The organism is Shewanella sp. ISS20 (assembly GCF_056522965.1).
Genome location: NZ_JAWRZK010000001.1, coordinates 3,681,091 through 3,703,099, shown reverse-complemented (window position 1 = coordinate 3,703,099; position 22,009 = coordinate 3,681,091). Strand labels below are relative to the sequence as shown.

General features: G+C 43.8%; 21 protein-coding genes. 9 read left to right on the top strand and 12 right to left on the bottom strand.

Annotation, left to right across the window (positions count from 1 at the left end; all coding sequences use genetic code 11):
* The first annotated feature begins 2 nt into the window (after positions 1-2).
* Positions 3-1,208, top strand: a complete 1,206-nt coding sequence (locus tag AC1HDP_RS16895; RefSeq protein WP_479639645.1) for a putative sulfate/molybdate transporter — start codon at positions 3-5, stop codon at positions 1,206-1,208.
* Between the two features lie 250 nt (positions 1,209-1,458).
* Here AC1HDP_RS16895 and AC1HDP_RS16890 read toward each other — a convergent pair whose 3' ends face one another.
* Entirely contained in the window at positions 1,459-2,391 is a 933-nt protein-coding gene (locus AC1HDP_RS16890; protein ID WP_479639644.1) for a polyprenyl-phosphate transporter, read from the bottom strand.
* A gap of 195 nt (positions 2,392-2,586) precedes the next feature.
* On the opposite strand from AC1HDP_RS16890, the gene AC1HDP_RS16885 reads away from it, so the two are divergent.
* From AC1HDP_RS16885 to AC1HDP_RS16870, 4 genes are read left to right on the top strand one after another with little or no spacing between them, the layout of a single operon-like run.
* Positions 2,587-3,063: a hotdog fold domain-containing protein gene (locus tag AC1HDP_RS16885; RefSeq protein ID WP_479639643.1), complete on the top strand. Its 477-nt coding sequence runs from the start codon at positions 2,587-2,589 to the stop codon at positions 3,061-3,063.
* Positions 3,063-4,304: a DUF418 domain-containing protein gene (locus tag AC1HDP_RS16880; protein ID WP_479639642.1), complete on the top strand. Its 1,242-nt coding sequence runs from the start codon at positions 3,063-3,065 to the stop codon at positions 4,302-4,304. The genes AC1HDP_RS16885 and AC1HDP_RS16880 overlap by 1 nt, the downstream gene beginning before the upstream one ends.
* Before the next feature lie 25 nt (positions 4,305-4,329).
* A complete protein-coding gene (locus tag AC1HDP_RS16875; RefSeq protein ID WP_479639641.1) occupies positions 4,330-4,722 on the top strand; it encodes a DUF1294 domain-containing protein in 393 nt (130 codons plus the stop codon).
* Between the two features lie 25 nt (positions 4,723-4,747).
* A complete protein-coding gene (locus tag AC1HDP_RS16870) occupies positions 4,748-5,248 on the top strand; it encodes a lysozyme inhibitor LprI family protein (RefSeq protein WP_479639640.1) in 501 nt (166 codons plus the stop codon).
* Positions 5,249-5,640: 392 nt separating this feature from the next.
* Here AC1HDP_RS16870 and AC1HDP_RS16865 read toward each other — a convergent pair whose 3' ends face one another.
* The 5 genes from AC1HDP_RS16865 to AC1HDP_RS16845 all read right to left on the bottom strand — a co-directional run bounded on the left by AC1HDP_RS16865 (position 5,641) and on the right by AC1HDP_RS16845 (position 11,199).
* The gene (locus AC1HDP_RS16865; protein ID WP_479639639.1) at positions 5,641-5,790 is read right to left on the bottom strand and encodes a CbrC family protein; all 150 of its coding nucleotides are present in this window, start codon (positions 5,788-5,790) and stop codon (positions 5,641-5,643) included.
* Between the two features lie 76 nt (positions 5,791-5,866).
* A complete protein-coding gene (locus AC1HDP_RS16860) occupies positions 5,867-6,289 on the bottom strand; it encodes a VOC family protein (RefSeq protein ID WP_011071181.1) in 423 nt (140 codons plus the stop codon).
* A 519-nt stretch (positions 6,290-6,808) separates the two neighbouring features.
* The gene (locus AC1HDP_RS16855) at positions 6,809-7,786 is read right to left on the bottom strand and encodes a transposase (RefSeq protein WP_479637390.1); all 978 of its coding nucleotides are present in this window, start codon (positions 7,784-7,786) and stop codon (positions 6,809-6,811) included.
* Positions 7,787-8,143: 357 nt separating this feature from the next.
* Positions 8,144-10,114, bottom strand: a complete 1,971-nt coding sequence (locus AC1HDP_RS16850) for a hypothetical protein (RefSeq protein WP_479639638.1) — start codon at positions 10,112-10,114, stop codon at positions 8,144-8,146.
* 341 nt (positions 10,115-10,455) lie between these two features.
* Positions 10,456-11,199 (bottom strand): hypothetical protein, encoded by a 744-nt coding sequence (locus tag AC1HDP_RS16845; protein ID WP_479639637.1) that lies wholly within the window; start codon positions 11,197-11,199, stop codon positions 10,456-10,458.
* Positions 11,200-11,365: 166 nt separating this feature from the next.
* Between AC1HDP_RS16845 and AC1HDP_RS16840 the strand changes: the two genes are divergently transcribed.
* Positions 11,366-12,921 (top strand): IS3 family transposase gene (locus AC1HDP_RS16840; RefSeq protein ID WP_479637742.1). Its coding sequence is split into 2 segments (ribosomal slippage): positions 11,366-11,819 and positions 11,819-12,921, totalling 1,557 coding nucleotides; the frame shifts between segments, so codons are not numbered across the junction.
* Here AC1HDP_RS16840 and AC1HDP_RS16835 read toward each other — a convergent pair.
* Positions 12,857-13,297, bottom strand: a complete 441-nt coding sequence (locus AC1HDP_RS16835) for a hypothetical protein (RefSeq protein WP_479639636.1) — start codon at positions 13,295-13,297, stop codon at positions 12,857-12,859. The genes AC1HDP_RS16840 and AC1HDP_RS16835 overlap by 65 nt on opposite strands.
* Before the next feature lie 44 nt (positions 13,298-13,341).
* Positions 13,342-14,501, bottom strand: a protein-coding gene (locus tag AC1HDP_RS16830; RefSeq protein ID WP_479637396.1) for an IS3 family transposase whose coding sequence is annotated in 2 segments (ribosomal slippage) — positions 13,342-14,252 and positions 14,252-14,501 — 1,161 coding nt in all. Because the reading frame shifts where the segments join, the coding sequence is not laid out codon by codon here.
* Between the two features lie 282 nt (positions 14,502-14,783).
* On the opposite strand from AC1HDP_RS16830, the gene AC1HDP_RS16825 reads away from it, so the two are divergent.
* Positions 14,784-15,254, top strand: coding sequence for an FKBP-type peptidyl-prolyl cis-trans isomerase (locus AC1HDP_RS16825; protein ID WP_479639635.1), 471 nt, complete (start codon positions 14,784-14,786; stop codon positions 15,252-15,254).
* 78 nt (positions 15,255-15,332) lie between these two features.
* On the opposite strand, the gene AC1HDP_RS16820 is transcribed toward AC1HDP_RS16825, so the two are convergent.
* Together AC1HDP_RS16820 and AC1HDP_RS16815 are read right to left on the bottom strand one after the other, a co-directional pair.
* Complete coding sequence (locus AC1HDP_RS16820; protein WP_479639634.1) at positions 15,333-16,565, bottom strand: M24 family metallopeptidase; 1,233 nt, start codon at positions 16,563-16,565, stop codon at positions 15,333-15,335.
* 73 nt (positions 16,566-16,638) lie between these two features.
* Positions 16,639-16,776, bottom strand: coding sequence for a hypothetical protein (locus AC1HDP_RS16815; protein WP_479639633.1), 138 nt, complete (start codon positions 16,774-16,776; stop codon positions 16,639-16,641).
* A 70-nt stretch (positions 16,777-16,846) separates the two neighbouring features.
* On the opposite strand from AC1HDP_RS16815, the gene AC1HDP_RS16810 reads away from it, so the two are divergent.
* Positions 16,847-18,634, top strand: coding sequence for an aminopeptidase P family protein (locus AC1HDP_RS16810; RefSeq protein ID WP_479639632.1), 1,788 nt, complete (start codon positions 16,847-16,849; stop codon positions 18,632-18,634).
* 280 nt (positions 18,635-18,914) lie between these two features.
* On the opposite strand, the gene AC1HDP_RS16805 is transcribed toward AC1HDP_RS16810, so the two are convergent.
* Positions 18,915-19,304 carry a cupin domain-containing protein gene (locus AC1HDP_RS16805; protein ID WP_479639631.1) on the bottom strand — a complete coding sequence of 130 codons (390 nt, stop codon included), beginning with the start codon at positions 19,302-19,304 and terminating at the stop codon, positions 18,915-18,917.
* Positions 19,305-19,399: 95 nt separating this feature from the next.
* Positions 19,400-20,335, bottom strand: a complete 936-nt coding sequence (rihA, locus tag AC1HDP_RS16800; RefSeq protein ID WP_479639630.1) for a pyrimidine-specific ribonucleoside hydrolase RihA — start codon at positions 20,333-20,335, stop codon at positions 19,400-19,402.
* Positions 20,336-20,672: 337 nt separating this feature from the next.
* Here rihA and AC1HDP_RS16795 point away from each other — a divergent pair, with 337 nt between their 5' ends.
* Positions 20,673-21,917, top strand: a complete 1,245-nt coding sequence (locus tag AC1HDP_RS16795) for an Nramp family divalent metal transporter (RefSeq protein WP_479639629.1) — start codon at positions 20,673-20,675, stop codon at positions 21,915-21,917.
* The last annotated feature ends 92 nt before the right edge of the window (positions 21,918-22,009 follow it).

The following is a 22,009-nucleotide window of genomic DNA, read 5'->3' as shown; positions in this document are numbered from 1 at the left end:
ACATGTCCCACGCTATTCCATCTTCTTCTTGGCGCCAATATGTTACAGACTCACAGGCGGCATTTGCTGACTTAGGCACTTTTTTGCCCTTAGTCTTGGGCTTAATTGCGCTCAATCAATTTTCAGCTCAAGGCATATTTTTAGGTTTTGGTGTGTTTGCCTTAGCGAGCGCTTATCTTTATCGCCGCCCGGTGGGCATACAACCGATGAAAGTGATAGCGGCCGTGACTATTACCGCAGGCCTTACTCCTGGGGTGATGCAAGCAAGCAGCATGCTCATCGGCGGGATTTTATTATTGCTGGTCGCCTTGGGCGCCATTCGCTGGCTAGCGCAGCATTTATCCCCAGCTATTAGCGCAGGTATTCAGTTAGCCGTTGGTTTACAGCTAATGCTGCTTGGCTTAAAGCATGTTGAAGCTCAGTGGTGGATGGGCGGACTCACCTTATTAGCGCTGTGGCTGTGCCGCAATCAAGCACTCAAGCATTTAATGATCCCAACCATTATCTTAGGCGGCATGTTCATCGGCTGGACTCAAGTGACGCAATTGCCAGTATTGGCGCACAGTTCAGGCATCAGCTTAAGCATGCCAAGCTGGAATGAATTTGAAGTGGCAGCCAGCATGCTAGTACTACCGCAACTCGCATTAACCTTAACTAATGCTGTGATAGCAAGCTCAGTGATTGCCAAGCACAGTTTTCCTAACGATAACCCCGAGCGCTTTACGCCGTCACGGTTTGCCATTAGTTCGGGGCTGGCCAATATTTTGCTCGCTCCCTTTGGCGCTAGCGCTATGTGCCATGGCGCAGGCGGCATGGCAGTGCAAACTCACTTTGGCGCACGCACTTTTTTTGCGCCGCTCACCTTTGGAGTGGTGTGCTTAGCCATAGCCTTGTTTGGGCATCAAAGTGCGGCCTCATGGTTGAGCTTAATTCCGCTGCCTATGCTTGGCGGTTTATTGATAGTGGCAGGCTTGCAACTTGCTAATGCTAAACCCATTTTGCCGCTGCTGACTTTAGTGGCTAATCGTATTCGCGGCCAAGGCGAAGCCATTAACCTTAAACGTGGCTATTGCCTTATCGTCATATCTACCACAGCGCTGGTGTGTTTATGGTTAAACCCAGCCTTTGGCTTAGTGGTTGGTTTTATTCTAGAAAGTCAGCGCCAACGTGTGATGGCGCTCTGTAATCGCAGCGCGCCTAGCTGTTAATTGAGCCGCTAATTTAGCCGATTGCCAGACCCATCAAACACGCCAACACTTGGCAGCTCTTTCCAATACATGACAACACATGGCAACACATGACAAAAAAAGCTAACTCAAAGAGTTAGCTTTTTTGTTACTCGGCAGGTTGCAATGGCTCAGCTAAATGTCAGCTTTGGCCACAATCGCTGCTGTCATTAACAGCGCTTGAATCACTTCAGTTGCTTGAATCACTTCAGTTGCTTGAATCGCTTCAGTCTTAAGCCGCGCTTGGCTGAGCGCGTCTTTTGCTCCAAAGCTCTAAGCCCCACACTAAGCCTATGCCCACCAGCATACACAGCACAGCTAACGCTAATTGCGATGGTTGGCCGACGGTTTGCTCAAAGTTCCACGGGCTTAAGTTTTGCTCCAGCAGCGGGGTTTGATGACCACTAGAATTGGTGCGCCAAGTCAGCACTTGTTTCCACGGCCAAATTTTACCTAACGTGCCAAGCATTAAGCCGGTTAAGAACACTAAGGTAGCATCATGGAAATGGCGCAACAAAGCCGACAACACATGGCTAAAGGTTAAAATGCCCATTAAGGCGCCGCAGCAAAAAATAAACATAATATTCAAATCAAGCGCCTTCACCGCACCTATCACAGGTAAGTACAAGCCCAGCAATAACAAAATAAAGCTGCCTGAAATTCCAGGTAAAATCATGGCGCAAATGGCAATGGCGCCGCCAAAGAAGATATTGACTGGCGTGGCCTCAACACTAATAGGGCTCAGCACAGTAATAGTGTAAGCCGCCGCAACGCCAAGGATAAATAATGCTAATCGCCCCCAAGTAAAACCTGAGACTTGCTTGAGCATGTGTACCACTGAAATTAAAATCAGGCCAAAAAAGAACGACCATACAGGGATAGGGTGAAACTCAAGTAAATAGCTGATTAACTTAGCCAAAGTGAGAATACTAGTAAGGATACCCGCTAACAAGCTGAACAAAAATGGACCATTAAAGTGCAGAAATGCGGCTTTTAGCCCTTGTTTGCGAAATACGCCCCATAAGCTTGGGTTAATGCGCTTAACACTCTCAAGCAGGGTATCTAAAATCCCGGTGATAAAGGCGATAGTCCCACCTGATACACCCGGCACAACATCGGCAGCCCCCATAGCTAACCCTTTAAAATAAATCAACAAATACTTCAAAGCAAAATCCTTATAGTGATACTGCGGCCAATTATAGAGTGCTTGGCCCAGGTGGGTCTATGGCAAAGCTTTGCTAGCGCGCCATGTAAACTCAATGTTAAGCTTGTTATCGGTCGTAATCACGCACTTTTGCGTCAATGCCATGAATTAACGGCTTAACAATTCAGGATACTTTTCGTTTGCAAGGATATGATAATGCAGAATAATAAAATCCTACAGCTCTATCAAAAATGCATTAAATGGCCGTTTGGCGATAAATTGTTTTCTCGCTTGATTTGTCGTATGGCGCCCTACTTTGGCACAGTTAAGCCTTTGATTACTGAGCTCACCCCCAACCATTGTCAATTGATCATCAAAAAACAGCGCCGCGTGCATAACCACATAGGTACTGTGCATGTGATTGCCATTTGTAATGGCCTTGAAATGGCTATGGGCGCGCTAGCAGAGGCGACTATCCCTGCGCATTTACGCTGGATACCTAAGGGCATGAGTGTTAACTATACCGCCAAAGCTGGTAGCGATATTCGCTGCGTAGCAAGCACGCAGGCAGATGCTTGGCAAGAGGGCGATCTTGATGTGCAAGTGAGCGCTTATGATAGTAATAATGTCGTGGTAGTGACTGGCACCATTAAGCTTTGGATCTCAGCTAAGCCGAACAAACCTAGCCATTAATGCATCCTCCAGCCCATATGCAAACGCCGCCAAGCGTGCCATCCACCAAGCCCTTGGCGTTATCTCCCCTTGATGACTCAAGCCTTAGCACTTCTAAGTTAGCACCTGAGCCACTTAACTCTGCTCCCCATGCTGCGACGCGCATTGCCGCACTCGATATGCTGCGCGGCATAGCGCTACCTGGCATCTTGCTGGTTAATATTTATAGCTATGGCAGCCTTTACCCCTATTTACCTTTATCCCAAGGCGCGCAGTCCAGCAGTGATTTTTGGCTAGGGGCGCTATCTTCTAGCTTATTTGAAGGCCGCTTTATCAGTTTGTTTGCCATGCTATTTGGCGCAGGCTTAGTGCTGCAAGCTCAAAAACTTGGCGATAACGCTTATCCCCACATGGCAGCCCGAATGAAGGCATTATTACTGATTGGCTTAGTGCATGGCTTTTTTATCTGGCCTGGGGATATTTTAACGAGTTATGCCCTATCGGCCTTTGCTGTGTGGCATTACCAAGGTTTAACCCCCATACAGAAATGGCAAAAAGGCTGGCTATTTTTTCATATCGCCATGCTAGTGCTAACGCTGCTGGCCTTAACGCCGCGCGAGCTACCAAGCCGTGATTCACTCTTATTTATTCTTATTTATCAGCAATGGAGCGGCTCAGTAATATCGCAGCTAATGGCCAACGCTGAGTATATGGGATGGTATTTACTCAGCTATCCATTATCGACGTTATGGCTAACCGCGGGGTTAATCTTAATGGGGCAAAGCCTATTGGAACGTGGTTATTTCGAAAATGGATTTACGCGCCAACAAGTGATTAGTAGCCTTGCCATGGCGGTGCTATTAAGCGCTGTCGCCATCATCCTTAATCAAGCTAGCAGCCATAGATTGCAAACACTGGCGGAAGTTGTCATTTACTATGCCGCGCTTCCTACCGCCTACCTGTATATTCATGTCGTTGTGACCACTCTTAAACCAAATTCATGGCTCGGGCGGACATTCGCCAATATTGGCCGCTTAGCTTTATCCTTGTATTTACTGCAATCGATGATCGCAAGCGTGATTTTTCGCCACCTCGAACCTCAATGGCAACTCACTTTTGATCGCCAAGATTATTTGATGCTCGCCATCACTATAATCTTGCTTCAAATATGGCTCGCAAATGCGTATCTTACGCGCTTTGCCATCGGCCCTGCCGAATCATTGTGGCGCAGCTTAAGTGTTAGATTTTACTCTAGAACTTAAGCTTAATCGCCTAGGACACCTTGTAATGCAATCTTCTGTTTTAAGCCTTGGCGTCATTGTTAGCGGCTTATTTTTAGGCTTATTGCTGCTAGCCGCGGCCTTGAACGACTTACCTTGGCTTCTTTGTGGCTATTATTTTGCCCTTAGCCTTATCACTTTTGTTATGTATGGCCGCGATAAAAAAGCCGCCATTCATGACAATTGGCGCACGCCAGAACTGCACTTACATCTATTAAGCTTAAGTGGCGGTTGGCCAGGAGCATTATTAGCGCAGCACTGGTTACGCCATAAAAATCGCAAAGGTCGGTTTTTAGTGGTATTTGTGCTAACCCTATTATTAAACCTTGGCATATTGGTGGGATTAATTATCTTTATCCCTGAGATAGCAAACTGGCTAAGTGCCGTAAACTCACGCTAATACATTGAAATAATGAGGCAAGATAATGAAACAGTGGCGCGTCATTAAGATAGTGTTTGTAACTAAGATGATGCTTGCGAGTACGTTTGCGCTCTTTACTAGTAGCGTCTTTGCCAATGATGCCACGCTTAACCATACCAAGGCAGTGGATTGCGACCAAGCCTATAGCACCATTGAAATTAACGAGTGCGCCGCGCTTACTTTAGCTAAGGCGCAGGCGCAATTAACTGAGTATCTCGCCGCGAGCTTAACCCATAATGCTGATGACACCGAGTTAGTCGCTGCCATTAATACTGCGCAGCAAACGTGGCAGCAATATATGACAGCTCAGTGCGATGCTATTTATACCCAATGGCGCGATGGCAGCATTCGCGGTTTGATGGCGCTCAGCTGCAAAACCAAGTTAACTCAGCTCAGAACCCATGAAATTTGGGAAAACTGGTTAACTTATATGGATAGTACCCCACCCGTATTACCTGAGCCCACGTCCCAAGGGGATGGTTGCTTGTTGAGTCTAGCGTATTGATTTAAATGTTTTTTATTGTTTTTCGCTCAGTGAAATTTAATGCGTTTTTTATGTGTTTTTAGCCCGAAAATGGTTCGAAAACACCTCATGAATGCCACCTTACTGAACGAGGAAAACCTATGCCGAGTATTAAACTGCAACAGTCAATGATAGATAATTTACCTACACCACAGAAATAACGGTGTTTTACGATAAATATTTTCCCGCGTTTTTTATGCGAGCCTATCCCTCTGGTATTCGGTGTTATTACGATCGTTTCCAGTATCAAGGCTTGCGACAACTTCATGTTATCGGCAATGCAAATGATATCACGCTTGATGATGCGCGACTTGAGGCAAGAAAGTACATAGATGCGTTACGTTATGGGGTGGTGCGTGAACCTGCGCCCTCTCTTACGCTCTGTACGTTCGCAGAAGCGTTTTTTCCAAGATATGCCCGTCATTGGAAGCCCTCTTACCGCAGCATTGACAGCTTGCATCACTTGCAACGACTGCGCCTGTCGCGAGCGGGTTGGGATGATAGGTAAACAGAGGGAAATCCATATCGACTCCTGTTATAAATTTAAACGTTGTTAATGACTTAAACGTTGTTAATGACTTAAACGCTGTGGTGTATGAGCTACAGACATCTTTTCGCCATGGGGTGATTGGGGCTTAGCTGCAATAAATCCCAACGGTTGCCATAGAGATCTTCAAATACGGCGACCGTGCCGTAATCTTGCACTTGTGGCTCGCGAATAAAGTGAATGTCTATTGACCGCATATACTCATAATCGCGCCAAAAATCATCGGTATTTAAGAATAAAAACACCCGCCCTCCGGCTTGATTGCCGATAAATGATTCCTGCTCGGGTTTGGAGGCTTTGGCTAATAGTAAGGCCGTACCATGGGAGTTAGGCGGTGCAACCACAACCCAACGTTTATCTTGTTCGGGTTGATAACTGTCTTCAATCAACTCAAATTTGAGCTTATTAACGTAAAAATCAATCGCTTCATCGTAGTCTCTAACCACGAGCGCGATATGGACAATAGTCTGTTTCATCTCGGTATCTCGGTTTTGATCTCGATTACAACAGCTATTGTAATCGCTATCGTAACGGTTAGCGTATCGCTGCGATAGCATAACCAATGTATGGCTAAAGTGAGTGGATTGAAGTCACTCACTTACTTAAGATGCTTATTTTAAAAGCTAAGGACAGGGCAATCTAAATTGATCTGAGAGAGTAATTTGTTAATTTAACGTGCCACCCATTGTTAAATTTGCAGAGTGTATGCTTGTAAAAAAACAATAAAATGGCCACCAAACAATAAAATGGCCACCCATTCCAAAAAAGAAAATTGCCACCCAAATTTCTAAACAGAAACATAACTGGTTTTAATTTCATTAGCGACGATTATTTTCAATATATTCAGATTTCAAATCATATGTAATTTAGCAGAAATTCATCACAACATTAACGATTTAGAAGTCATTAACTAAATTCCACCCAGCAGAAAAACTTGATATCAATCAAGTGTGCGTTGGAAAACTATTTGGATGAAAGCTAACGTTTAAGAATGGTTAAGCACACAACCAGCGTTGACAATTTGAAGCGCCTTGTCGTCGTTTGCGGTCTAAATGCTCACAATAGTCAGTTAATGCAGGCAAAGCACCTACTGCACCTTTGAATAATGTGCCAAATTCAGTAGTGATTTTTAACCAGTTTTCTTCGGGAATATTTAAGCGATTAAGTATGCTCTGGCTGCTTGCACTAATAGCTCCACGCTTATCTTCACGGATAATCTTCCCTGTATCTTCAACCAGTACGATGTAGTCTTTCACGCTGAACATTAATCCGTTAGGCATGTTTAAGCGCTCATTACCTACAAAAGGTAATAACTCTGATGGTTGTTCTCCTTTTACGGCTGAGTGAATACGGCGCTGAATACTGGTGTAATCTGAGGTTTCGGGGGTTGCGGCCATTTTAGCGCGAATAGGATTTAAATCGACATAGGCCATACAGGCTAATACTGCAGCTTCATCTAGTAAGGCTTGGGATTTGAATCTACCCTCCCAGAATCGCCCAGTGCATTTATCCTCTTTGTTGGCCATTCTGGCTATCGGCTCACTGAGTGAGCGCATAAACCAACTAATATCAATTAAGCGTTTACGGTACTCGGCAATGCATTCATTGACGGTTTGACGTTCAAATTGATTGAGGTCTTCCCCTTTTAAAAACTTATGGGTTAATAGTGTGCCTTTAAAGCCTTTGTGCCATTGAATCAGCACATCTTTATCTGACCAACCTTTTGCTTTGTCTGCATCGACTTTTACCACGACATGCAAATGGTTGCTCATCACTGCGTAAGCACAAATATCAATGGCAAAGATGGTCGCTAATTCAAGGATACGTGAATCCACCCACTCGCGCCGATGTTCAAAATTATCACCCGTTGATTTATCAATGCCACACAGAAAAGCCTTACGAACTACACGAGAGCAACAGTGATAGTAAGGCGTATCTTCTAGGCTAACGATAGTTTGTCTTGGTCTGGCCATCTTCAATTACCCTTTCTAGAAACGTAATTAAAGCCTAGTTGAGTGTTTACTATTTAGCCAGTTGGAATGGGTGGCCATTTTATTGTTCGTACTACACGAGAGCAACAGTGATAGTAAGGCGTATCTTCTAGGCTAACGATAGTTTGTCTTGGTCTGGCCATCTTCAATTACCCTTTCTAGAAACGTAATTAAAGCCTAATTGGGTGTTTACTATTTAGCCAGTTGGAATGGGTGGCCATTTTATTGCAATATTATGTATTACACTTGTTATACATTAACAAATTTAACAATGGGTGGCAGATTAAATTGTATCCTGCCTACATATAAATTAGTACGAACTACGATCCTTTCTAACTGTTATTCTTCGTCCGCCTTAAGCTTTTTATAAATAAACAAGTCATCTTCTATTTTAAAAATAACTAAGATTAAAAGCTTTAAGTAAAGTAAATAGGAATTTTCATGTAGATGAATTTCTGTCGGATTTGCCTGTGTACCATGTAAATAGCTATTTCTTAAGTCGTGCCCGTTTGTAAACTCACTTTTGTTTAAATAGTAATTGAAGTAATTTTGCTCAGGTATTGCGAAAAGTGAACTTCCCAAAAACACTAGTCCATCATTACTCATATGCATAACCTCGTCTTGAATATCGGCAGGATAATGGTGTAACGAGGCGACCTCATTTTCAAAAACATCTCTTAATATTAAAATTCGGTTCCAATTTGTAACTTGAACGCAATTATTTTCATCGACAGATATATAATTATTATCTATCAAATAATTTAAATGCTCAAGCTGATGTTCTTCGTAATTTCCGAAATAGATTTCTTCTTCATTCACCAATAAATCAACAAAGTTTCTGTATTGCTTGTCTTTGAACGGGTCAAGATAAGTCAATAGAGTTTGATCCGAAAATAGCAGATAAGTTAGAAAATTAACTTCTTGGTCATCCTTATTGACATATATGTATTTATTGCTATTTAAGCTTGGAATGTCTTTGATGGCTGTAGGGCCAGACGACATTTGTAGAAGTTCAAAATCAATATGTCCATTTTCTACAAATAATTTGTATTGCTTCAATATCGACTCGAACTCAGGTGCGATTGTTCTTATTTTTTCTAAAGCAGAAGCATTTTGAGTAGGAATTGTAAAATTGGCGTTACTAGGTAAGTCAAATAATTCCGGTAGAGTATTAGTGAAAACTGTTTTTAGAATATCTTCTAATGAACACCCAAGCCCTTTTAGTACGTTGGAATATGTGTAAATTTGGCCCATAGATGCCATTTCTAATTGTGTGAACGCCACACCAAAAACGTATTCAGTTTTAGATCTAACACCTAAAGTTCTTTCAAAAATTCCAAGCTGATTTTCTTTGCTGGTTAAAGCTACAATATTCTGTTCATCCACGTACTCAAAAAGTGTCTCGAAGTTTCTGTACAGAATATATGGGTGTTTATTTTCTTTAATGTAATCCAAGCTAAATTCGTAATGGACTGTACCCTGCTCAATCCAAGCATGTTTAATTTTAGAAGCATTTTCGGGATAACTGATAGCTACCCCGTATTCAAATGATGAACTAGAACCACTATCGAAAAACTCTTTAATAGACTGTTGGTATTTTCTCTTAGCTGCTAATTTAGTTTTATCTGAGATTCGGAAGTCACTATGTTTTTTAGAATTTTGTATTATTGGCAGGTAGTTAGTATTGCAATGCCCTGAGTCGATGTACGAAGCAATTATGCTTTCTTTATCTTGAATAGTTAAACAACTAGGTAGGTACAACTTCGTTTTATTGAAACTATTTTCGACTTCATATATAGAAAGAAGGATCTCTGCACTCTGCTGGTCACTTTTTAAAAACTCACAGAGAACAAGCTTATATTTATCCACCAAATTTTTATGGCTCAACAAGTGCCTCACTTGATGGGGGAGGTTCTTTAAAACTTCTTCTATTTGAGATGGCGATATATTTTTATATTGTTGATAGTTATTTATTAATAACCAGAAACTATCATAGTAACCGTAATCTATATTTTCAAAATATGACAGGAAGTTACTATCATCAATATTAGTTATGAATTTCCCAATTAAATTTTTAAAAGTATTAACTTTTTCTTTGTAAGCAACAATATCTGTATCTGACCAACTTTTAAGGTATATGCCGTTTTCGAAAAACAGCGATATATTGTACAGTTCAAGTATATCGTTTATATCGTTTATATCGTTTGCTATTTCGCTATTCAATAACCGCTCTGCTTTTGATAAGTAATGACCACTCGACATGTCGTGTATCGAGTGAAATACAACCCTATCTCTATCTGACTTGTTCATAACAAACATTAACCTTGTAATTTCGTATCATTGTCTCTTTTACTAAGATATCGATTTTATACTTTTATTACAAACGCTTATTAGCATGTATCACTTTGATCTGATCCAGCAATAGTGGACACTTTGTATCATTACTAAAACTTGGCCAATTGGCTCATGATAACAAGTAACCTGTCTTAGCGCTGTGGCGCGGAATGGGGCATAAACGTGCCAGAACTGATCGGCCTGACACGAGTTTGGACAGAAATACGTTAGAGCAACAACTCTAGCTGGCATGACATTGATTAGGAAAAGTAACTGAAATTATTCGAAAGCACCAAATTCCCTTCGCCCCCTTTATCCTATATTTGTGCTTGCAACTTTCGCATATCATCAATAAACATCCTCGGTTTCCACCCCTTTAATAGTTCGGTAACAAAGTACTCATCAACCATATCTAACCCAAAATCAACAGCTGGTTCCAAAACCTTACCGACAATACCGCCCACTGCCGTTCCGAAAGGACCAATAATACTTCCCACTCCAGCCCCAATGGCTGTCATTGCGATATTTTTAGTTAAACGTCCACGCTTAGTTTCGAAGAAGCCTTTCGCATTTTCAATTGAGTCAATATATGATCTAGTGACTTCGGCTAACTCCTTGCTGTCAGTTGTTGTATCAAGCCAAGACCTAAACCGAATCGCATTTTTCTGCGAGCGATATTTTGCGACCTTATTGAGAGGGTTACCTAACTCTAAACTTAAATTATGGAGGTCTGGAAAGTTCTCCAACTTAAATACTTCCACAGCAGCTTCTGTTCGGCTTAATTTGTCTATCGAATCTGCGAACAAAGAGTTAAACGATTGGGTTTTATGAGCTGTAAAATTATTTGCTATAAGAAACTTGTGCTCTAATACTTCTGAAGCGCAATTGGTTAATAATTTCTTTTGATTGGGATTCAGTTTATAAATATCTAACGTGTTGTTATCTAACCCAAGAGGTATCAGTTTACCTGAATTGTATGACGACATTATCAAGTTTGATGCATCGTTTTCTAGGCCTTTTTGAGGCTCTGTATATAGATCACGGATCTTTCTTACTAACATTTTCCGCTTTAGTATATTCGGTTTATTTTTCATAAAACCAAAAGATTTATTGATTGAAGCTTCTGGATCGCAATGTACATCACTAGTATGCCCCCTGTGTCAGGATTGTTGTCACCCCTTAAAATCATCCAATAATTAAATAAAGGGGGCGGTCAATGAGAGCTCAATGGCACGATATTCACCTGAACGTAAAGACGCTGTCTTAAAGAAATTATTACCTCCCCACAATATGACGGTCACGGAAGTGGCTCGCAGTGAGGGGATCTCCTACCAAACCCTGTATCATTGGCGAGATAAAGCCAAAAAAGAGGGTCGCCCTGTGCCAGGTAAAACATTAACCAGTAATGATTGGTCAGCTGAAGCTAAGTTTGCAGTTCTCATTGAAACAGCACCAATGTCAGAAACTGAAATCAGCCAATATTGCCGAGAAAAAGGCTTGTTTCGAGAACAAGTTCAGCAGTGGAAACAAGATTGTTTAGGTGGTTTTAAGACGAGTGAAGTTCAAGCTAAAACGATTAAGCAGCAAGCCAAATCAGACAAGGCAGAAATAAAATCCCTGCAACGAGAATTACGTTATAAGGAGAAGGCACTCGCTGAAGCTGCGGCTTTACTGGTGCTTAGAAAAAAGCTCAATGCGCTTTGGGAGGACGACAGCGAGGAGAGTTAACGCCTTTGCCTAAGCGCATAACACTGGTGGATTTAATACAAGAAGCTTATGCCCACGGTGCGCGTCTTTACAAAGCTTGCGCTGAAGCAGAGTTAAGTAAACGGACGTATCGCCGCTGGTATCGAGCAGGAAAAGTGCAGGCTGATTTAAGGCCTACGGCAGTAAGACGGGCGCCTGCTAACAAGCTTAATGATGATGAGCAAGAGCAGATATTGGCAACCTCTAATGAGGTAAGGTTTGCAAGCCTACCTCCCTCACAAATCGTGCCGACACTGCTTGATGAGGGGGTCTATATCGCTTCAGAGTCGAGTTTTTATCGAGTGTTAAAAGCCAATGAACAATTAAATCGGCGTGGGCGAAGCCAAGGCGTAACAAAAAGAAGCAAACCAGATGCTTACGTTGCAGATGGGCCAAACAAAGTATGGTCTTGGGATATTACTTATTTAGCCTCGGTCATCAAAGGGCGCTTTTATTATCTGTATATGTTTGAGGATATTTATAGCCGTAAGATAGTGGGTTATGAAGTCCATGACCGAGAATGTGGTGAGCTAGCGGCCGAGTTAATGCAGCGCAATATGCTACGTGAGCAATGCTTCAAAAAACCGTTAGTACTGCACTCTGATAACGGTGCTCCGATGAAGTCATTGACGATGAAAGCCAAGCTTGAAGAGTTAGGTGTTACCGCTTCGTTAAGTAGACCAAGCGTAAGCAATGACAATCCTTACTCCGAAGCATTATTCAGAACCTTAAAGTATCGGCCGGAATGGCCTAGCTCTGGCTTTAAAAACATCACCGAGGCACGGGAATGGGTAGAAGAGTTTGTGACTTGGTACAATACCAAACATAAGCACAGTAAGCTCAATTTTGTATCACCGAGTGAGCGACATGCGATGCAAGATAAAGCGATTTTATCTAAGCGTAAGGAGGTACTAGAAGAGGCAAGATCAAGAAACCCTAAACGCTGGCCAAACGGTATAAGGAACTGTGACGTTATCGGTGAGGTAGTGTTGAACCCAGAAAAAGAGTCTGAAACTGAAACAAGAAATGCAGCTTAAAATTTAAGTAAAGAGTGCCAACTACCTTGAAAAACACCGTATGCCTGCCAACAACTATTGGCAAAATACCTTCAATTTGATCGACCATATGAAGAACCATTGGAGTCCAATGGACAAACCCCAGTGCATCTTGCTCAATAAGTTCTTCTACGCCTTTAACACTAGCTTCATTTAACAGCACGGCTAGTGGAACATTTTCACCGAAAACTTTCAGATTTACACGGTCATGAAGCATTAACGCCTCGAAAATGTTAGCTTTTAAGGCCTCATACCTATGTTGGAATAACAGTTCATCTTGTTTAGTCGGGTTATAGTTGCCAATAACTAGGAATTTTTGACAAAATTCGTTCAATTCCTGCATATAAACTTGATTCAATTTAATCTCCCAAAAAACATAACGTCACGCTAAGCGTGTACTGGTCAACTCAAACTGGACACTTTTAGTTGAGAATTTTCAAACTCTACTGGTGATAAATCATTATTAGCTGAATGAAGGCGCTCTAAGTTGTAATACCTCATATAAGCGGCCACATCCGACTTCATAAACTCATTTGTTGGTTGACTAACCTTAAAAATCCAATCGTGTTTTAAGCTACCAAAGAAACGCTCAACAACGGCATTATCCCAACACGCGCCAACATCACCCATGCTGGCTCGGATACCATAACTCGAGAGCAGCCTACCGAATTGCTTACTGGTATATTGCGAGCCTCGGTCACTGTGAAATACCAACCCTCTTGCCGGTCGGCGCAGGTTGTAAGCTTTCATTAATGCCTTAGATATCAAATCCGTGGTCATGCGTTTGTCTATGTGCCACCCCACAATCCGGCGTGAATATAAATCCATCACCACCGCCAAATATATCCAGCCTTCACCTGTCTTTAAATAGGTCACGTCACCTGCCCAAACCTGATTAACAGATACTGGGTTAAAGTTCATGTTTAGCAGGTTATTAGCCACGGCATCAGAGTGTTTGCGCTGTGTCGTCACCTTATAAGCCCGTCGCTGGGTTGCTTTGAGTCGAAGGCGGTGCATAATTTTACGAACGAGATAGCGACCAACCTGGTAGCCTTCCTTGCGCAATTTCTTCACCATTTCACGATTACCTAAGCTGCCTCGACTTTGCTTAAATAGCTTTCGAACAAGGCGATAAAGCTTCAGTGTTTCAAGACTTATCACGTTTGCAGGGCGTTTATGCCAATCGTAATAGCCTGACTTACTGACACTCATTACTCGGCATAACAGCGCAGTAGGAAACTGGTTAGATAACTGTTTAATGAAGCGAAATTTTACTTCATTTCTCTCGCAAAGAAGGCGCTTGCCTTTTTTAGAATTTCTTTCTCCATGCGTAGTTCTTTGTTTTCTCTACGTAATCTCTTTAACTCATCACGTTCAGATTCTTGTAGGGCGATACCCTGTTGCAATGCTTGGTGTTTTTCCTTCCAGTTATAAAGCAGGCTTGTGCTAATCCCAAGAGACTTTGCTGCCTCAGCAATACTATAGCCCTGTTCTAGCACCATTAAGACGGCTTCGTCTTTGAATGTCTGCGGATAACTTTTATGTGATTTTTTTAAACTCATATCGACCTCTTAATTTATTGACCATACTGTCTCAAAATTAAGTGTCCGATGGAATTAGACCAGAACAAAAGTAAGTAAAAACGCTAAGCCATCAAGACCCTCAACGCGGAGTAAACAAGAGCAAAGCAGATAAAAGCGCGAGATTGTAATCGATTTTCCCTAAGCGCAAAGTGATCACTTGTTTATCTATTTAGCGATAAAAGACAGTTGCCTATTGGCTAAAACTAAGGACAATAGTCCGAGCCCTATGATTCAGTTCCTTTATTGATGGATAACAATACAATGAAAATGATATTAGCTGTCGTAGTGATCGCCTGCGTGGTGTTTTACTTTTATAGCAACTTCAGCAACAACAAGGCAGCCGTCGCCAACATTGAACAAGGCGCCGCCTTTTTAGCCGACAATAAATTACGCGAAGGCGTAATTACCACGCCATCTGGTTTGCAGTATGAGTACTTAGTCAATGCTGAAGGTGAGCAGCACCCAAAAGCGACGGATACTGTCACAGTTCATTACCACGGCACCTTGCTGGATGGCACTGTTTTTGATAGCTCTGTCGAGCGTGGTCAAAGCATAGATTTTCCGCTTAATCGCGTGATTTCAGGCTGGACCGAAGGCGTGCAGTTAATGACTGTGGGCGATAAAGTGCGTTTTTATATTCCTAGTACCTTGGCTTATGGCAATCGCAGCGCTGGCAAAATTGCGCCAGGCTCTACCTTGATTTTTGATGTGGAACTGCTCGCCATCAATTAATTAGGCTTAGGCGTTCCCCTGATTAAATAACTAAACGGGCAAGCTGATGGCTTGCCCGTTTAGTTAGTGGCAGTTTAATCAAGCTTGATAACCAAAAGGGTCGTCTATGCTGTGGGATGGTTCAGTAAACCACTTAGGGCCATTGGCCGTCATATAGAAATGATCTTCTAAGCGCACCCCAAATTCTCCCGGCAACACCAGCATAGGCTCGTTTGAAAAACACATGCCAACTGCCAGCGGCGTTTTGTTGCCTTTCACTAAATAAGGCCACTCATGAATATCCATACCTATGCCATGGCCAGTGCGGTGCGGCAGTCCAGGTAACTGATAATTGGGCCCCATGCCAGATGCTTCGAGTACTGAGCGCGCGGCCGCATCAGCTTGATCACACGGCGCGCCAAGTATCGCAGCTTCAAATGCGGCGCCTTGGGCGGCTTTTTCTAATGCCCACATCTTACGCTGACGCTCATTAGCTACGCCGTAAACATAGGTTCTAGTAATGTCAGACTTATAACCAAACAGCTGACAACCAGTATCAATCAGCACTATCTCATTTTCATCTAAACACTTAGGGTGACTAACTCCATGGGGGAATGATGAGTCTTGCCCAAATAACACTATGCAAAAGTAAGATCCCGCCGCCGCGCCTACTCGCTTATGGGCTTCATGGATAAAGGCTTCCACTTCTTGGGTGCTAATGCCAGAGCGCAAAATGCGCGCCGCGGCTTTATGCACCACTAAGGTCATGTCTTTTGCGCGCTGCATAATCGCAAGCTCTTGCGGCGATTTATGCATGCGGCACCCTGCGGTGACAGGTGTGGCGCTGTGCCATTGATAGTGAGTAGCAGCTTGACGCAGTCCATCAAACATAAAAAAGGCGGTTGACTCATCTATGCCAATATTGCCTTGGGTTATGCCCATACTCGCAAGTACTGCAATGGCTAATGCATACGGGCTTTCATCTTCTTGCCAAGTATTCACTTTGCCTTGAATTTGCATATAACCTTCAAGGGTGCCAACTTCAAAAAACGGGGCAATATATTCAAGCTCACCTGTGGCCGGGATAATAGCGCCAACCATGCGCTCGCTGGCATACCAACTAGTGCCAGTAAAATAGCGTAAATTAGTGCCAGCGTTGACATAAATAGCCGCAAGGCCGTGCTCCTGCATTAATGCCTGCGCCTTCACCACCCGCGCACGCAATTCATCCAGCGAGATATCGTCAATGCCTGCTGTCATATCAGTTAATGCCGCCAATTGGGTTGCCGCATCACTGCCGCCAACGCCGAGCGTCTTAGATTCCATGGTCATGTATTGCCCTTAAGATAGCATCAAAAATCAGTGGCTAGTTTTAGCATAAAGATGGCTATTTTTCAGTGATTAATTATTGCGTCATCAGCGAATACCAGCCAACAGCGTTAGCGCCAATGCGATACATTAAACCTAAAAACTCAGCTAATACCAGCAAGCCAGTCCGCTCACTTGCGTCCACTTGCGCCGCCCTGTCATAATCGAGCCACACCTAAGTGTACCCAACGCAGCCTAGTAAGACCGCAGAGGCCAGACTGTTCGTTTTCCAACAGGGAGTCATTATGCCGTTATCCATAGCTGATAAACTTGGCACTATTCGCCAAGCGTTAGCCAAACTCAACATTGATGCTTTCATTCAACCACGCGCCGATGAGTATTTAGGCGAATATGTTCCTAAAGCCAATGAACGCCTTAAATGGCTGACTGGTTTTACCGGTAGTGCTGGCGCCGCCGTGGTTATGGCGCAGCGCGCAGCTATTTTTATTGATGGCCGCTATACAGTGCAAGTGCGCCAACAAGTGGATGCTAGCTTGTTTGAATACCAAAGCCTGACCGACCTGCCCTTAGCTGACTATCTCATTCAAACCTTAACGGCGCCTAGCCGCGTAGGGGTTGATGCCAGATTGCATACCTTAGCTTGGTATCAACAAACCCAAGGCCAACTGGCTAAAGCTGGCATTGAATTAGTGGCTCTGACTACTAACCCTATTGATGATGCTTGGCTTGAAAGACCTGCCATGCCATCAAGCCCTGCCATATTATTTAGTGATGAATTAGCGGGCAACACTAGCCTTGAAAAGCGCGAACTCGTTGGCGCTAAAATTAACAAGGCAGGCGCGCAAGTGGCCTTAATTACAGCGCTGGATTCATGCGCTTGGTTACTCAATCTTCGTGGGCGCGATATTCCATGTTTACCTGTACTGTTAGGTACTGGCTTACTGAGCGCCAATGGCAATATGCGCTTTTTCACCGACCTCACTAAATTACCCAGTAACGTGATTAGCCATGTGGGCGCTGGGGTTGAGTTTTATCCCGAGCAGCAATTACATGAGCATCTCATCGCGCTTAATGGTCAGCGTTTATTGGCAGATAGCCACAGCGCTAATGCCGCCAGTCAATTAACGGCCGAGCTTGCTGGCGCTAAGTTAATTGATGCTATGGATCCTGTGGCTTTAATTAAGGCCTGTAAAAATCCACAAGAATTAGCGGGCATGCGCGCAAGTCATGTACGAGATGGCTTAGCCGTTAGCCGCTTTTTAGCTTGGTTAGATAGTGAAGTGGCGGCCGGCAGACTTTATGATGAAGCGCAGCTCGCCGATAAACTTGAGAGCTTTCGCAAGCTTGACAGCCAATACCTAGAGCCAAGCTTTGATACTATTTCGGCCGCAGGCAGCAATGCCGCTATGTGTCATTACAATCATCTCAATGGCACGCCTGCCACTGTACCTATCAATAGTCTGTATTTAGTGGATTCTGGCGCTCAGTATCTTGATGGCACCACAGATGTGACTCGCACTATCGCCATTGGTGATGTGAGTGCTGAGCACAAGCAAATGGTGACATTAGTGCTTAAAGGCCATATCGCATTAGATCAAGCCAAGTTCCCTAAAGGCACCACAGGCCAACAGCTAGATATCCTTGCCCGTCAGTATTTATGGCAATACGGCTATGATTACGATCATGGTACTGGCCATGGCGTCGGCCACTGTTTAAGTGTGCACGAAGGGCCACAGCGCATAGGTAAAAACACCAATGCCACGCCATTAATGCCGGGCATGGTGCTCTCTAATGAACCTGGGTATTACCGCGATGGCCAATTTGGTATTCGCATTGAAAACTTAGTGGTAGTGCAAGAAAGTGAAACGCTACAAGGCACTGAGCGCACTATGTATGAGTTTGCGCCGCTAACCTTAATTCCTATCGATAAGCGTTTATTGCAAACATCACTGCTAACAAGCAGCGAAATCACTTGGTTAAATCACTACCATGCCAAGGTGTTGGCCGCCCATGCCAGTCACTTATCTGACGCTGAACTTAGCTGGTTAACCACCGCCACTAGCCCGCTTTAACGGCGGCGTGAGTGTGCTGCTGAGTAAACAGCAAAAGCGAGCAACAAAAGTAAGCAACTAGACATTGCTGCTCGCTATTGCAGAGTACTAATACATAACAAAGTGCTGGCACTCATGAATTTAAGAAGCGCATAAGCTCGCATAAAAAAAGCCGCCGTCAAATATGACGGCGGCTTTTTATTAATGACTGATCTTAGATTAACCCAAGAGTTAATTGAGATTCGACTAAGATTCAACCTAGATCTAACTGCGAGTGGCTATCAATCTAACAGCAAAGCCACTAAGCCTTAATTTCAATAAAATCAAACTGACCATCGTGGATATACACAAGTTTGCAGGCTTCGGAGTAACGCACGCTATGCACTTGTTTAGCCTTAAGATAGGCGGTTTCACCACTGTGATAAACGCGCTCACTACCATCAACTACTAGCTTACCGTCTTGCTCTTTATAGCATTGCACTACCATCATGCCTTCCATCACTATGGTCATATCATCGCCTGGATGATAATGCTTAGGCTCAGAAGTGCCCTGGTCCCAATGCTCTAGCATCAGTTCCACGCCATTAGCATCGGTCGGTAAGGTGCCGCGCACTAAAAAGCCCGCAGGGCCATCATCCAGTGGTTGCAAATGCTGCCAAACGCCGCTTTGACTTAATCCAGAAATTGCCATCACTTACTCCTACCTATCAAAATTAAACCAGCTCATAGCTAACCGCTTAATAGCATAGTCCGATTTAGTGACGCACGGGCGCAAATGATAAAAGCTTAACCGTAGGCCAATAAACTGCGAGCGAGTAAATCCACAAAGCCTAATCTGTCGACCGCCAATAACACCTTGGCATTGGCTTTATGGCCAGTTATTTGGAAGCGATCGACAACTGTCATACCTAAGGTTAATGGTGAGCTAGTTTCAATGGCCACATGGCAATCAATCCCTTGAAATAATTGCGGCTCAAGCAGCCAAGCGATAGTGCAAGGGTCGTGTAGCGGCGCGCCATCAAAGCCCCATTTAGGGTCTTTGTGATATACCACAAAAAACTCCAGCAAATCAGCAACGCATTGCGCCACCTTGTTATCTATGGCGCGAATGCGCTGCACATCCGCAGCAAGAATTTGCGCTTGATGGGTGACATCTAAGCCGCACATGACAATAGGAATACCTGAAGTAAATACAATATCGGCCGCGTGTGGGTCGACATAAATATTAAACTCAGCCGCTGGCGTCCAATTACCGACCCCTGCGGCGCCGCCCATAAGCACTATTTGCGCTATCTTAGGCTTAAGCTCAGGGTAAAGGGTTAGCAGCAGCGCAATATTAGTTAATGGCCCCGTGGGCACTAAGGTCACAGGAACGGCTGATGCGCGCAGCTTAGTTGCCATCAACTCCCACGCCGACATATTGACCGCCGCAAAACTGGGGTCTGGTAACTTAGGGCCATCAAGCCCAGATTCCCCGTGAACATTATCCGCAATAATCAGCTCGCGATTAAGTGGCTTACTCGCACCTGCCGCCACTTCTATATCGGTGCGCCCCAGTAAAGTTAAGATACGCAGCGCATTATTTAAGGTCTTAGCTTGGGTCTGATTGCCTGCACTGGTAGTCACGGCTAACACTTTAAGCTGCGGATGAGCCAGCGCCATGATCATAGCAATAGCATCGTCATGACCGGGATCGCAGTCGAGAATTATGGGTAGGGACATAAGGGATTCCTAACGCTAAGTTAATTTGTTGTTATTAGTGAAAATGCCAAATTCGGCCTTAAGATTAGCAAGAACCGCCAAGGCTCGTTTGAGTCAAGCTCACAATTTAGCCCTAAGCTTGATGCACCTAATTCACTAGCCATTAGCCAAAGTGGGCAATATGGCTAAGTTCATCAATGCGATTCAGTGGTGGCTTTCATTGAGCCAACTGCGGCAAATAAATATCCCCTAGGTTAAGGCTATCGATTATTTACTCAAGATTAGCACTCAAATGATATTGATTCTCATTTGCGGTAAGTTTATGCTTGTTACTCTTTTCTTGTATTGATGGCGTTTTATGAATTCACACGCGCACCTCATACCAACCACAGCTAACATCAGTTTAGGATTTAAGCGTAAGTTACTGATGTTAGGCCCAGCCTTTATCGCTGCCATCGGCTATATCGACCCAGGTAACTTTGCCACCAATATTGAGGCGGGGTCGAGTTTTGGCTATCAACTGCTGTGGGTGGTGTTATGGGCCAACTTAATGGCCATGCTCATTCAATATTTATCCGCCAAGCTTGGCATAGTGACAGGTAAAGATTTGGCCGAGCATTTAGGCGAGCGCTTACCTAAGTGGGCTGTCGTGCCTTATTGGTTACAAGCAGAAGCCATTGCCATAGCCACTGATTTGGCCGAATTTATTGGTGCGGCGGTTGGTTTTCATTTGTTATTTAATGTGACTTTACTCGATGGCGCGGCGATGACAGCAGTTATCACCTTAGCTATTTTTACTTTTAGTCTACGCGGTCAAAAGCCGCTGGAATGGGTCATTGCGGCCATGCTGTTAGTGGTGGCTGTGATTTATCTTATTGAGCTTTATATTGCCCCGCCCGCACTTGCAAGCTTAAGCGCTGGCTTATTGATCCCAAGCTTACAATCAAGCCAGCAAGTGTATTTAGCCGCGGGGATTTTAGGCGCAACTGTGATGCCTCATGTGATTTATTTGCACTCAGCGCTCTTTAAAGCAACGTCCCACTTACCTACAGATTTACGCCTTAAAAGCACGCGCCTTGATGTGACTATTGCCATGACAATTGCAGGCTTTACCAACTTAGCTATGGTGGCAATAGCTGCCTCAGTGTTTCATTTTTCAGGTTTTGCCCATATCGCCAGTATTGAAACCGCCTATTTAACCATGAAGCCTATGTTAGGTGACTTAGCCGCAACCCTATTTGGCTTATCGCTCATAGCGTCAGGATTATCATCAACCGTGGTGGGCACTATGGCGGGCGATGTGGTCATGCAAGGCTTTGTGAAGTTTACGATTCCCCTGTGGCTAAGGCGCGTTATCACTATGACGCCAGCCATAGTGATTATTGCCATGGGCGTGGATGTCACTCAAATTTTAGTCTTTAGCCAAGTGGTTTTAAGCTTTGGTATTGCCCTTGCCATCATACCGTTACTGCGATTTACCAGTAATCCAGAGTTAATGGGGCAATATGTCAACTCGCGCTGGGTTAAGCGCCTTGGCATACTCATAGTGGTTCTAGTGCTTATGCTCAATAGCTATCTGTTAATTAGCTTGATCTCGCCCTAACCTTCTAAGAAGGTTGTTATGTGACCGGTTGAATTGGTCGCTATTTTTAGCTAATTTTTGATTAACTAGCTTTGATTGCACAAGACTCCCCC

Excerpts from the sequence above, each read along its gene's own strand:
- AC1HDP_RS16895 (WP_479639645.1), top strand. The coding sequence starts at position 3 with ATGTCCCACGCTATTCCATCTTCTTCTTGGCGCCAATATGTTACAGAC.
- AC1HDP_RS16885 (WP_479639643.1), top strand. The coding sequence starts at position 2,587 with ATGCAGAATAATAAAATCCTACAGCTCTATCAAAAATGCATTAAATGG.
- AC1HDP_RS16880 (WP_479639642.1), top strand. The coding sequence starts at position 3,063 with ATGCATCCTCCAGCCCATATGCAAACGCCGCCAAGCGTGCCATCCACC.
- AC1HDP_RS16875 (WP_479639641.1), top strand. The coding sequence starts at position 4,330 with ATGCAATCTTCTGTTTTAAGCCTTGGCGTCATTGTTAGCGGCTTATTT.
- AC1HDP_RS16870 (WP_479639640.1), top strand. The coding sequence starts at position 4,748 with ATGAAACAGTGGCGCGTCATTAAGATAGTGTTTGTAACTAAGATGATG.
- AC1HDP_RS16865 (WP_479639639.1), bottom strand. The coding sequence starts at position 5,790 with ATGGATTTCCCTCTGTTTACCTATCATCCCAACCCGCTCGCGACAGGC.
- AC1HDP_RS16860 (WP_011071181.1), bottom strand. The coding sequence starts at position 6,289 with ATGAAACAGACTATTGTCCATATCGCGCTCGTGGTTAGAGACTACGAT.
- AC1HDP_RS16855 (WP_479637390.1), bottom strand. The coding sequence starts at position 7,786 with ATGGCCAGACCAAGACAAACTATCGTTAGCCTAGAAGATACGCCTTAC.
- AC1HDP_RS16850 (WP_479639638.1), bottom strand. The coding sequence starts at position 10,114 with ATGAACAAGTCAGATAGAGATAGGGTTGTATTTCACTCGATACACGAC.
- AC1HDP_RS16845 (WP_479639637.1), bottom strand. The coding sequence starts at position 11,199 with ATGTTAGTAAGAAAGATCCGTGATCTATATACAGAGCCTCAAAAAGGC.
- AC1HDP_RS16825 (WP_479639635.1), top strand. The coding sequence starts at position 14,784 with ATGAAAATGATATTAGCTGTCGTAGTGATCGCCTGCGTGGTGTTTTAC.
- AC1HDP_RS16820 (WP_479639634.1), bottom strand. The coding sequence starts at position 16,565 with ATGACCATGGAATCTAAGACGCTCGGCGTTGGCGGCAGTGATGCGGCA.
- AC1HDP_RS16810 (WP_479639632.1), top strand. The coding sequence starts at position 16,847 with ATGCCGTTATCCATAGCTGATAAACTTGGCACTATTCGCCAAGCGTTA.
- AC1HDP_RS16805 (WP_479639631.1), bottom strand. The coding sequence starts at position 19,304 with ATGGCAATTTCTGGATTAAGTCAAAGCGGCGTTTGGCAGCATTTGCAA.
- rihA (WP_479639630.1), bottom strand. The coding sequence starts at position 20,335 with ATGTCCCTACCCATAATTCTCGACTGCGATCCCGGTCATGACGATGCT.
- AC1HDP_RS16795 (WP_479639629.1), top strand. The coding sequence starts at position 20,673 with ATGAATTCACACGCGCACCTCATACCAACCACAGCTAACATCAGTTTA.